This is a genomic window from Eubacterium sp. AF17-7, assembly GCF_003461285.1.
GTDB lineage: Bacteria > Bacillota > Clostridia > Lachnospirales > Lachnospiraceae > Eubacterium_U > Eubacterium_U album.
On the sequence record NZ_QTWU01000017.1, the window covers coordinates 19779 to 32719 of the forward strand.

Genomic DNA, 12941 nt, shown 5'->3' on the forward strand with positions numbered 1-12941 from the left:
AGAAAGGACAACAATGAAAAAAAAGATTATTAGCGGATTGGTTGCTGTATGTGTCATTGTTGCAGCGATATTTGCATATAAGTTTGCGCTTGGCAACTCCGGTACATATGTTAAAGATCCAAGTGCTACTGAAGTACAAAAGGCGTTTGATACTTTAAACAATGCATATATAGAAGATGGCACACAACCAGAAAAGTATTACACAGATTTCATTGCTGACAGTTCTCTGAGTACAGGCGAAGGAAAACATATTGCATCAGTAAATGGTGGAATATCAACTGAAGAATATTATCAGCAGAACAAAAACAATGAAAATGTTTCTGAAGAAGTTAAAGAAAATAGTAATCCGATGAAAGAATTAGATTATCAGGATGTAGCTCAATATGACATTTCAGTTGAAAAGAGCGGATTGTACTATTTGTATTTGGATTACACTTCAGTAGGAAGCACAATGTCTAATTACACAGTAAGCGTTAAAATTGATGGTGAACAGAAGTATAATGAAATGAATACAATAAGTTTACCGCTTACATGGAAAGATAAAGATGTTGAAGTTGATAAAGATGGAGTTAAAACATTTCCGTTAGACAGTCACAATGATGAAATGGCTCCAAGCCAGGAAGTTGTTAAAGACTGGAATTTAGAATCTCCTCTTTATAATAATACATATACATCAACAACTCCTTTATGCTTCTATTTAGAAGAAGGCGTAAATACAATCGAAATCGAAAATGTTTCATCAGGCGGCTTGGCAGTTGGAGATTTAGTTGCTGCAGCTGCAGAAGATGACACAGATTCATACGAAGATTATGCTAAGAGTCATAGCAATGAAAAACATATCTCAGATGAAGATGTTCAGATTGACGCAGTATATTATGATACAAAAAATACAACAAGTGCTATTTATGGAACAAGCACAAATTCATCACTTACAAGATTTAACATCGATTATGAAAAATTAAATACATTAGGATGGTCAGAAGCAGGTGCAGAAGTTACATATAAGTTCAATGTAGCTAAGACAGGAAATTATAACTTGGCCTTCCATTATAAAAATGAAAAGAAAGAATTCAGTTCTTTTGAAACAATTAAAATAGATGGAAAAGTCCCATTTACTGAATTAGAAAATTATCAGTTTCCATATGTAGCATCAGGTTGGGACAACCTTACACTCGCTGATGAAGAAGGAACTCCTTATGAAATCTATTTAACAGAAGGTGAACATACAATTACGATTAAACAGGAAAACCAGCCTGTTATGGAAGCGTATAGAGATGCTTTACTTATTGAACAGCATTTGACAGATTTTGAACTTGAAATCACAAAGATTACAGGTACAAATATTGATAAAAACAGAAAATGGAAAATGACTAAATACATTCCTGAGATTAAGGATTATCTTGATGCGTACGAAACATTAATTCAGCATATAAGATTTTTGCTTCAGGATTATTCAGATGGTGGTAATGATGGTGCAGTTCTTACTTATTTAGATCAGGCGGAAGTTTTCATCAAGAATATTTCAAAATATCCGGATGAAATTGCTTTACATAAAACTGATTTAACCGGAGCTGAAAACTCAATATTAAAATCAATGAGTAACTTTACAACAGAAGTTGTAGCTAACAGCATTACACTTGATAGAATTTATGTTTATGGTGATAAGAGCCAGTTAGGAGCAAATAACTCTTCGGTTGGTGGATCACTCTGGGTTGGAATAAAGTCATTGATGAATACATTTACTTCATCTAAGTATTCTACAGATATTGAACAGGCAGGAGACGACGTACTTACGATTTGGTACAATGGTGCTATTACTCACGTAGATTTACTTCAGAAGATGGCTGATACACAGTTTACACCACAGACAGGAATTAAAGTTAAGATTGCAACAATGCCTGATGTAAATAAACTTACATTAGCTATTGCAGCTGATAAGACACCTGATATGGTATTAGGACTTGCTTCTTACGTGCCATTTGACTTATCAAGCCGTGGTGCTTTATATGATATGACACAGTTTGATGATTTCTGGTCAGTGTCAAAGAGATTCCCAACAGGAAGTTTTGTTTCATATGTATATAATGAAGGAGTTTATGCTATTCCTGAAAGAACAGATTTCAACGTTATTGCATATAGAACAGATATATTTGACAACTTAGGAATTCAGGTTCCTGATACATGGGATGACTTAATTGAAATATTACCTACACTTCAGAGATATGGTATGAATTTCTATCATAATATTTCTCTTGGTACAACAGGTTACAAGTGGTTCTATCAGACAGCTCCAATGATTCTTCAGAATGGCGGACAGCTTTACAAGCAGAATGAAGATGGAATTGTAACAACAGGTATTGATACAAAAGAATCAGTTAAAGGATTACAGGTATTAGGAGACTTATTTACAAAATACTCACTTGATACATCAGTACAGAACTTCTTTAATTCATTTAGATATTCTACATTGCCAATTGGTATTATTGGTATGGAAGATTACACATTGATTAACAATGGTGCACAGGAATTAGAAGGACAGTGGGATATTGCTCCATATATCGGAACAAAGAGAACTGATGAAAATGGAAATGAATATGTAGACAGAACATTCGTAGCAAATGGTTCAGGCGCTTCTATATTTAAATCGTCTAATAAGAAGGAACAGGCTTGGAAATTCCTTAAATGGTGGACAAGTCAGGATGTTCAGGTTGAATATACAAACACACTTCGTTCTACATACGGTAAGACATATTTCTGGCTTTCAGCAAATATTGAAGCTTTAAAAGCTAACCCAATGGATGAAGCTGATAAGCAGGTTATTTTAAATCAGATGAATTATGTAACTGATGTAACAAGAACACCGGGTCAGTACTTACTTGAAAGAACAATTTCAAATATATGGACAACAATGGTATTCGATGGAACAGCGGCACAGGTTGCAGTCGATGAAGCAAAGGTTGATGTAAACAGAGAAATTATTCGTAAGATGCAGGAACTTGGATACTACGATGAAGATGAAGTGATGGTTAAGAAATTCAAACTTCAGGGTTACGATTGGATTAAAGAAAATCAGGATGCGGCAGCACCGGAAAAGGAGGAGTAAAAGATGGCTAAAACAATAGCAGAGCGCAATCATAAAAAACACGCATCTGGCGAAGGATTTAAAATCTTTTTACTTTTCCTTCCATATGCACTTTTATTTATAACATTTATTTTACTTCCTATTATAATAGCTATGGGATTGTCATTTACATATTTTGATGTAATTAACGCTCCAAAGTTTGCGGGATTACATAACTATATAACATTGCTCACGGGTGATGAAGTATTTATGAAGTATGTATTACCTAATACTGTATTGTACGCTATTGTAGTAGGTATTGGAGGATATATATTATCTTTCTTAATGGCTTGGTTACTTGCTCAGGTAACACCAAGAATCAGAACAGTATATGCTTTGGCTATGTACACACCTTCAATGGTAGGTCAGGTTTTGATTACAGTAATTTGGAAGACAATCTTCTCTGGTGATCAGACGGGTTTAGCTAATGCATATTTGCAGAAATTTGGAATAATTGATCAGCCAATTCAATGGTTAATTTCATCAGATTACTTTATGCCGATTATGATTTTCGTATCATTATGGTCATCAATGGGTATTGGATTCTTATCAATGCTTTCAGGTATTTTAAATATCGATCAGGAATTATACGAAGCAGCTTATGTGGATGGTATAAAGAACAGAGCACAGGAAATCATTTACATTACAGTCCCATCAATGAAACCACAGATGTTATTCGGTGCGGTTATGGCGATTGTAAATGCGTTTAACATGGGATGGATTGGTGTTGCTTTAGCAGGTGCCAACCCAACACCGGATTATTCAGGACAGTTAATTGCTAACCATATTGATGATTATGCATTCTTACGTTATGAAATGGGTTATGCAGCTGCAATCTCAGTAGCATTACTTGCTTTAGTATGGATTTGTAGCCAGGTAGCAAATAAGTTGTTTACTGAAAAAGATGAATTTTAAAAGGGAGGAGAAATAGAATGGCAAATTTTCAAGGTAATAGAATTAACCCAACAAGATTTTCAACAGGGCAAATAAAATTCCACATTATTGCATTTCCATTGTCAATATTTATGATACTCCCTGTAATTTTTATAATATGTCAGGCGTTTAAGCCTTTAGGTGAATTGTTTAGATTCCCACCAACAATTTTTGTTCACAATCCAACATTGGATAACTTTAAGAATCTGTTTAACTTAGCAGGAGCTACAGGTATTCCAATGTCAAGATACTTTTTGAACTCACTTATTGTAACAGTTCTTACAGTAATCTTGAATGTAATTATTACAATAATGGCAGCATATGTATTCTCAAAAAAGAAATTTAAGATTAAAGGTGCTTTATGGGAAATCAACCAGGCAGCCCTTATGTTCGTAATGACAGCTGTTGCCATTCCAAGATTTATTATTATTGTTAAATTAGGAATTTACAATACATGGCTTGCACATATTTTGCCTTTGATTGCAATGCCGGTAGGTTTGTTCTTAGTTAAGCAGTTCGTTGATGGTATACCTGATGCTTTAATAGAAGCAGCCGTAGTTGATGGCGCAGGAGATATTACTATTTTAAGAAAAGTTATTATTCCATTAACAAGACCTGCTTTGGCTACATCTATTGTGCTTACATTCCAGGCAGTATGGAACAACGTAGAATCATCAAACAACTACATTACAAATGAAACATTGAGAACATTAAACTACTATGTAAACTCTATCAGTGTTAATAACGTAGTTGCAGCGGCTGGTATTTCAGCAGCAGCTTCGATGATATTGTTTGTACCTAACCTGATTATCTTTATCTGTATGCAGTCTCAGGTTATGAACACTATGAGCCATTCAGGTATTAAGTAAGGAGGACCGGAAGATGAAGAGAAATATGAAGAAACCATTAGTGTTTATAATGGCATTAATGATGATGATAATGACAGTTCTTCCGGTTAGTGCATCCCAGGCTACAAGTTATACATACACTTTGGATGATAACAATGAGCGTGTAAGAACACAGGATGCTTACTTGCCAGATAGAACAATTACTAATTTAGGATTGAAAAATCCTTCAGACATAATAATTGATGAAAACAATATTATGTACATCTGCGATACAGGAAATACAAGAATTGTAATATACGATTTAAATTCAGAGAAGGTTTTACATATAATCTCAGGTGATGATGATATTTACAAGGGAACAGATTTCAAAGGATTTACAACTCCTAAGGGTATATTCCGTACAGATGATGGAACACTTTATGTTGCTGATGGCGGAGAAAAAGCTGTTTTCAAATTTGATTCAAATTACAATTACTTGACAGCATTTGAAACTCCAACAGCTCCAATATTTGGTGACACAAACTACGAACCAAGTAAAGTGGCAGTTGATAAAGGTGGAAACATCTTTATCGTGTCAGAAGGTGTTAATACAGGTATAATTCAGTTGAGTTATACAGGTGAATTTCTTGGATATTTTACATCAAATAAAACAAGATTGACACCACAGCAGGCATTCTTGAAAGCTATTTATACAAAAGAGCAGGAAGAAAAATCTGCACTGTTAAACACAGCACCACCTACATTTTCTAATATTTATGTTGATGAGACAGGTACTGTTTATACAACAAGTATGGGAAAAGGTGATGACTTATTAAAGAAACATAGTACAAACGGTGGAAACATGTTCCAAAACGCTGTTGCGGCGCATGCAAGTTTGACAGATGTTTCAGTTGATGACAGAGGAATAATTTATGCAAGTGATACTACAGGATATATTACAGTTTACACAAAATCAGGAGAATTGATTTTTGATTTTGGCGCAAATGTAAAGAACCTTGATATTTCAGGTTTATTCTCATCACTTACAACAATTGCTACAGATAATAATTATAATATTTGGACAGCAGATGGAGATAAAGGATATTTACAGTCATTTATTCCAACAGATTATGCTAAGACAATTTATAAAGCCTTAGATGAATATGAAAATGGTGAATATGCAGCATCACTTGAAGACTGGTCAACAGTTCTTCGATTAAACCAGATGTCAGTACTTGCACACAATGGTGTAGGTAAAGCATATTACAATGCAGAAGAATATTCAGACGCAATGGAACATTTTGAAATTGCCGGAAACAGAAACGATTATTCAAATGCATTCTGGGAAGTTCGTAATGAAGTAATTCAGAACAATTTATGGTGGGTAATGCTTATCATCTTTATTCTTATTGTTGTAAAAGTATTGATTGTTTTAATTGACAGAAAGAAAGTATTAAAGAAGAAAAAGAGAGCCCTCGGTAAGAAGTTAAAAGAAGTGCCTGTAATTGGAGAGTTAGGATATGCATTTAAGATATGTAAACACCCAATTGACAGATATTATGATATCCGTGTAGGAAAGAATGGTTCAGTTATCGCTGCAAGTATTATATACATAGTATTCTTTATTGTTTATATGATTTATAAGACAAGCAAAGGATTTATTTATCAGTACACAGATATTGAAGATATGGATATCAGCGCAGTAGTAATCGGTTTCTTCGCAATCGTAATTTTATTTGTTATTTGTAACTATCTTGTTACATCAATTACAGATGGTGATGGAACATTTAAGCAGGTTTATATGATTCCTGCATATGGTGCAATTCCTGCTTTAATATCAATGATAGCAGTAATTGTTATGTCTTATGGTTTGACATATAATGAAGCATTCATTCTTACAGTAATCTTAATTGTTGGTATCGGCTGGTCATTAGTACTGGTATTCCAGGGATTATCAACTGTACATGATTACAGTTTTAAAGAAACAGTAGTAAGTTTGATTATTACATTTGTATTTATGCTCATTGCAGCAATCGTAGTACTTATCGTAATTATCATGTGGGAACAGTTATCAGGCTTCTTAATTACAATAGGAAAGGAGATTATAAGAAATGTTACAGGTAAATAAAAAAGTTATAAATAAAATAATATCAGCATCTCTCATAACAGTCCTTTCAGCAGGAGTTGCAGTAAATGGTTCCTATCTTAATACAAACAGAGATACAAGAAAGGCACCTGAAAGATCAAAGTCAGCAATGAGTGTTTCTTCAGCTTTTGAAAAAATATATGAGTCTGATAAGGTTGCATATTATTATAGAGAAGACAGAGATATATTTGCTATTGAAGATAAGGCAACAGGATATGTCTGGAAAACAGGTTTAGACGTTCCGTTTAAAAAGCAGGTTGAAGATGCTAAAGATGCAGTAAATGGTGAAGGCCATTATACAGTTGAAAGACTAGCAGAAAAATGGAAAATGACTAAAGTTCAGGTTAGAGAAATTGCCAATACTCCAATTGAAGAATCAATGAATGAACAGTACACTGGAATTGCTAATTCATTAATTTCAATTGAATGTTTCAAAGGAAGCGGAGAAAGTATGACAACAACTACATACGCTTCAGCATCATATGATGATAAAGATGGTGATTCATCACTTGAAGAAGTAAGTGGTTCTAATGGAAAACAGTGGAAATTAAATGCTGTATTTGATAAAGCTGAAATTGGTGTTGAAGTTATGATTACTTTAGGTGATGACGGAAGCATCAATTACAATATTCCTTACGATGGAATTTCAGGTAAGGGTATTAAGAAACTTTCATCAATATCAATTACTCCTTTCTTAGGAGCAAGTGGTGGTGTACAAACTGTATATAATGAAAAAGAAAAAGATTGGACAGACCTTCAAAAAAAATATTTAACACCTGGTTATGTATTTGTACCTGATGGAAGTGGAAGTTTAATCAGATTCGCAGAAAATACATCAAAGTTCAGTGATTACACAGGAGATGTTTATGGAAGTGATTTATCAAGTTATATGTATTACTACAGTGCACTTGATGATTCAGTTCCACTTGAAGATCCGGTAATGCCTGTATTTGGCGTTTCACAAGGTGATGGAACTCAGTCAGCGTTTGTTGCATATGCAGATAGTGGCGATGAATTTATGACAATTATTGCAACTCCATCATCTACGGACAAGAATAAAATCAGATATACATATGCATATCCTAAATTCTCTTACAATACAGAATTCTACCAGGTTACAAACCAGGCAGGTGATGCTTATCGTAAGACTCAGGATAAGGCAAATGAATTTGATATTGATATGACATACGATTTCCTTTACGGAGATGGAAGTAACGGCGAACTTGCAGCTGATTATACAGGAATGGCAAAAGCATACAGAGAACATCTTATCGAAGAAGGAATATTGACAGTTAAGGAAGATGAAGAGGGAGATATCCCAATGAGAATTGATTTCTTAATGTCAGATTCTAAAAAAGGTGTATTTGGAACACAGGAAGTTGCCGTAACAACAACAGATGATGTTAAGAAAATTTTAGATAAGTTAATTGGAGATGGAATAACAAATATTAATTCAGGTCTTATGGGATGGCAGAAAAATGGTGAAACATTAGCAAAACCAAGTGATTGGAAGTTCTCAAAGGACATTGGTAAAAAAGGCAAATTCAAAGATCTTATGAAAGAATTTAGCGACAAGGAAATTGATATTTCATTCTCAAGAGATTTCGTATCAATTAACAGTAAGATGATTAACTACTATGGAAATGCAGCTAAGCATTTAAATACTCAGTATTTAACAGTAGATAAATCAAAAGTATTGCCTGAAAACTCACCTGTAACTGACTTTAGTTTTGCATTACCTACAAAGTCAGCAAACTGGTTGACAAGTTTATACGAAAGAATTAGTGATTACAATAATTCAATAACAGTTAAAGGTATTTCAAATACATTATTAAGCTCACATAGCAGTACAGGACCTACAACAACTGTTACACAGGCAATTAACTTATATGAAAAAGCATTTGAAAAAATTAAGAAGAATGGGGCAACAGTTAATATGGATAGCCCAAATCAGTACTTATGGAAATATACAGACCGTTACTTACAGTCACCTGTAGGAACATCTCAGTATGTATATGAAACTGATTCAGTTCCTTTCTTACAGATGGTATTAAATGGAACAATGGAAGTATACGCACCATATTCAAACTTCTCATTCTATTCACAGGCTGACATGTTGAAGATGATTGATTATAATATTTCACCTTCATTCGTGTTAACACAGAAGCCTTCATACTTACTTGCATCAACAACATCGTGTGATTACTACTCAACAGAGTTCGATCAGTATGAAGATTTGATTAATACAATTTACACAACAGTAAATGATGTGTTATCAAAGGTTAAGGGATGCGAATGGATTGGAAGAAAAGTATTAGATGATGGTGTAATTGCTAATGAGTACACATCAAATGATGGAGAAAAGACAGTAATCATCAACTATACAGATGAAGAAGTAACAATAAACGGTGAATCAGTTCCTGCCCAGAGTGCAGCAGTAATTGAAGGAGGTGTAAATTAATGGCAGACGAAAATAAGATTGTAACACCTTCAGATATTGAAGAAGCAAAGACAGAAACAGTAGATACACAGACAACTGCTACAGTGGAAAACACTGTAGCAGAGAAAGATGAAAAAGTTGAAAGTGTTGTTACAGATGAAGAAATTGCATCTGTAGAAATAACTCAACCACAGAAAGCCCAAAGTTCAAGTCTTCGAGCTCAGATGAAAAGTCTTAGAGACGAAGAAGAGGAAGAAGCTAAAGAAAAAGAAGAAGAAAAATCTCAGCCGGAAGAAGAACCTGTCCGTGGTGATTCCATAATAGAAGAAAAACTGGCTAAGATTGAAAAAGAAGAAAAAATGAGCAAAGCAGAAGCCAGAGCAGAAAAGGCAGCATTAAAGGCTGCAGAAAAAGCTGCAAAGGAAGAAGCAAAAGCCGTAAATAAAAAAGAAACTAAACAAAAGAAAGTACAGCCAAAGGAAAAAGGCAAAAAGAAAATGCAGACATATCAGCATAGACAGAATAAATATGGATATGCTTTTATGGCACCTTGGATTGTAGGATTTTTACTTTTTACATTATTCCCGTTTGTTGCAACTATTTTCTTGAGTTTTATGAACGTTAAGAAAGCAGCAACAGGTTATGTACTTAAGTTTGCAGGAATTAATAACTATATAACAGCGTTTATTAAGAACTCAGATTTCTTACCAGCGTTACTTAGTTATTTGAAGATGATAATTCCATATACATTCATTGTAGTTGTATTATCATTTATCATTGCGTATCTTCTTAATAAGATTAAGACAGGTAAGGGATTACTTAGAACAATTTACTTCCTGCCCGTAATTATTATGTCAGGTCCTGTAATGTCACAGTTACTTGATGTACAGAATGCGGCAGCAGAAGCTACACAGAAAGTAAGTGGTGCAGTTGATGCGGCTGATCAGTACTCAAACATCTTCATTATGCAGATGATTCAGAGTTACTCAGCACCATTAGCAACAACACTTGCTCAGGTATTTGATCAGTTATCAATAATTTTATGGTTTACTGGTATCCCAATCGTTTTGTTTATTAACGGTTTGCAGAAAATTAATGTAAGTATTTATGAAGCAGCTAAGATTGACTCAGCTAATGCTTGGCAGATAATGTGGAAGATTACAATTCCAATGTTAAGACAGATTGGAATGATTATTACAATCTTCACAGTAATTCAGTTAGGTACTTACGAAGCTATCAACCCTGTATACACCTTGATTCTTGAACAGACCGGTGATACGGCGAGTGGTTTAGGATATGCAGCAACATATGCATGGATTTACAGTATAATCGTATTAATAATTGTAGGATTTGTTTTATTGTTATTTAAGGAAAGAAAGCCAAAAGACATTAAAGACAGAAAGAGACAGGAAAAGAAATTGGCTAAACTTGAAAAACAGCAGATGAAGAGATTAAAGAAACAAAACAGATATGCAAAGAAGGAGGCAAAGAAATATGGCAAGTAAAAATGATCAATCAGTTATTGATTTGACTAAAATGAATAAGTTTAGTTTTGCAAAATTAAAGAAATTAAAAGCTGTTCATGTTATTTCTAAAATTGCTATATATTTCCTTCTTATTTGTATAGGATTTGTATACTTAGAGCCGATATTTGAAATGATATCAAAATCAATCATGTCAGCTAAGGATTTGATTGATCCATCAATTACATGGATTGCAAAGCATTTTACATTAAGCAACTTTAAAGAAGCAGCAAATACTTTGGATGTAAGTCATTCATTGATTAACTCAATTTGGGTTTCAGCATTGTTTGCACTTGGTCAGACTATTGTTTCTGCTACAACAGGATTTGCTTTATCAAGATATTCATTTAAAGGTAAAGGATTATGGTTTGGAATGATAGTATTAGCATTTATCCTTCCGGTACCACTCCTTACAGTACCTAGAATTATCATGTTAGATTCATTAAATACTGCAATCGGTGTTAAATTAATAGGAACTATCATTCCACAGCTTTTAATGTCTATTTTAGGACAGGGAACATATTCAACAATTTTGATTTTGATTTTCTATAACTTCTTCAATATGATTCCAAAATCATTAGATGAAGCAGCTATGATTGATGGTGCTGGAGCATTAAAGGTATTCTATCATGTAGCAATCAGATTATCACTTTCAACAATTCTTGTAGTATTTATGTTCGCATTCGTATTTAACTGGAATGAAACATATTCAACAAGTACATTGATGCGTAATTCAATTGAGTTGGTACCAAATCAGTTAACATTATTTGATAACAATCTTACAACTAGCGATGTAGGTAGTGTAAATGAAGCAAGTAAGATGGCGGCAACATTAATTTCAATAGCTCCATTGTTATTGTTATATGCACTCGTACAGAGACAGTTTATTGAAGGTATTGAAAACGCAGGTATTACAGGAGAATAAAAATGAAACGAAAACTGACAGCAATATGTATGATATTCGCCACAGCTTTTGCTGTGGTGGCCTGCCAGTCTTCTGATAAAAGCCAAACAAATAATACGAAAGATAAAACAGAGACTCAGACAGTCAAAGAAAGAATAGCAAATAGTATTCCGGACAGATATGATGATTACGGTGAAACAAAACCGGCTGATTATTATGTAAAAGCGGATGGATTTGATTATGACTATAATAGTTTGAATTACAAACTTGTATGGTCAGATGAGTTTGATTACGAAGGACTCCCTGATGAAAGCAAATGGACTTACGATATAGGTAAAGGCCAGGGCGGTTGGGGAAATGGCGAACTGCAAAAATACACAGACAAAGGAAATGCCTGGGTAAAAGATGGTAAGCTTACAATCGAACTTAGAAAAGAACAGGATGAATTCGGGAAAGATATGTATACGTCAGCCCGAATTAAAACAAAAGGAAAAGCTGATTTCCGATATGGTAAATTTGAAATTAAAGCAAAATTACCTAAAGGAAAAGGAACATGGCCCGCGATATGGATGCTTCCATCAAGTACTACTGAATATGGTGGATGGCCTATGTCAGGAGAAATTGACATAATGGAACATGTTGGATATTTGCAAAATATTATTCATTCAAATGTGCATTGTCAAAAATACAATGGATTGGATGGCTCTAATAAAGGTTGGGCAAAAAAAGTCGAGGGTGTTAGCGAAGAATTTCATACATATGGATTCGAATGGCTCCCGGACAAATTAATATTTACCGTGGATGGTGAAACAATATTTACTTACGATCCCGATGAATATGTTGGAAATAGTAAAAATGTAACAAAAGATGAATGGCCTTTTGATAAGGAATTTCATCTTATAATGAATATAGCTTACGGCGGAAGCTGGGGTGGAAGTTCAGGAACAGATGATGAATGCCTTCCACAGCAGATGCAGGTAGATTATGTTCGTGTATATCAAAGCGACGTTATAAGCGCTTTGGCAGAAAAAGAAAAATAGGAGGCGC

8 protein-coding genes are annotated in these 12941 nt (G+C 34.1%); all 8 read left to right on the plus strand.

What is annotated here, in order from left to right:
- Positions 1–13: 13 nt before the first annotated feature.
- The 8 genes from DWW96_RS12175 to DWW96_RS12210 are packed head-to-tail and all read left to right on the plus strand — an operon-like array spanning position 14 to position 12934.
- Positions 14–3103: an extracellular solute-binding protein gene (locus DWW96_RS12175; RefSeq protein WP_117910606.1), complete on the plus strand. Its 3090-nt coding sequence runs from the start codon at positions 14–16 to the stop codon at positions 3101–3103.
- 3 nt (positions 3104–3106) lie between these two features.
- Positions 3107–4036, plus strand: coding sequence for a sugar ABC transporter permease (locus DWW96_RS12180; RefSeq protein WP_022088810.1), 930 nt, complete (start codon positions 3107–3109; stop codon positions 4034–4036).
- A gap of 17 nt (positions 4037–4053) precedes the next feature.
- Positions 4054–4923, plus strand: coding sequence for a carbohydrate ABC transporter permease (locus DWW96_RS12185; RefSeq protein WP_022088811.1), 870 nt, complete (start codon positions 4054–4056; stop codon positions 4921–4923).
- 13 nt (positions 4924–4936) lie between these two features.
- Positions 4937–7009 (plus strand): YIP1 family protein, encoded by a 2073-nt coding sequence (locus tag DWW96_RS12190; protein WP_022088812.1) that lies wholly within the window; start codon positions 4937–4939, stop codon positions 7007–7009.
- The gene (locus tag DWW96_RS12195) at positions 6993–9488 is read left to right on the plus strand and encodes a DUF5696 domain-containing protein (protein WP_117910607.1); all 2496 of its coding nucleotides are present in this window, start codon (positions 6993–6995) and stop codon (positions 9486–9488) included. Before DWW96_RS12190 ends, DWW96_RS12195 begins: the two co-directional genes overlap by 17 nt.
- Positions 9488–10972, plus strand: a complete 1485-nt coding sequence (locus DWW96_RS12200) for a sugar ABC transporter permease (protein WP_022088814.1) — start codon at positions 9488–9490, stop codon at positions 10970–10972. The genes DWW96_RS12195 and DWW96_RS12200 overlap by 1 nt, the downstream gene beginning before the upstream one ends.
- Positions 10962–11915 carry a carbohydrate ABC transporter permease gene (locus DWW96_RS12205; protein WP_022088815.1) on the plus strand — a complete coding sequence of 318 codons (954 nt, stop codon included), beginning with the start codon at positions 10962–10964 and terminating at the stop codon, positions 11913–11915. Before DWW96_RS12200 ends, DWW96_RS12205 begins: the two co-directional genes overlap by 11 nt.
- Before the next feature lie 2 nt (positions 11916–11917).
- Positions 11918–12934: a glycoside hydrolase family 16 protein gene (locus tag DWW96_RS12210; protein ID WP_199522696.1), complete on the plus strand. Its 1017-nt coding sequence runs from the start codon at positions 11918–11920 to the stop codon at positions 12932–12934.
- Positions 12935–12941: the final 7 nt, after the last annotated feature.

Coding starts and splice junctions, on each gene's coding strand:
- DWW96_RS12195 (WP_117910607.1), top strand. CDS start 6,993: ATGTTACAGGTAAATAAAAAAGTTATAAATAAAATAATATCAGCATCT.
- DWW96_RS12180 (WP_022088810.1), top strand. CDS start 3,107: ATGGCTAAAACAATAGCAGAGCGCAATCATAAAAAACACGCATCTGGC.
- DWW96_RS12200 (WP_022088814.1), top strand. CDS start 9,488: ATGGCAGACGAAAATAAGATTGTAACACCTTCAGATATTGAAGAAGCA.
- DWW96_RS12190 (WP_022088812.1), top strand. CDS start 4,937: ATGAAGAGAAATATGAAGAAACCATTAGTGTTTATAATGGCATTAATG.
- DWW96_RS12205 (WP_022088815.1), top strand. CDS start 10,962: ATGGCAAGTAAAAATGATCAATCAGTTATTGATTTGACTAAAATGAAT.
- DWW96_RS12185 (WP_022088811.1), top strand. CDS start 4,054: ATGGCAAATTTTCAAGGTAATAGAATTAACCCAACAAGATTTTCAACA.
- DWW96_RS12175 (WP_117910606.1), top strand. CDS start 14: ATGAAAAAAAAGATTATTAGCGGATTGGTTGCTGTATGTGTCATTGTT.
- DWW96_RS12210 (WP_199522696.1), top strand. CDS start 11,918: ATGAAACGAAAACTGACAGCAATATGTATGATATTCGCCACAGCTTTT.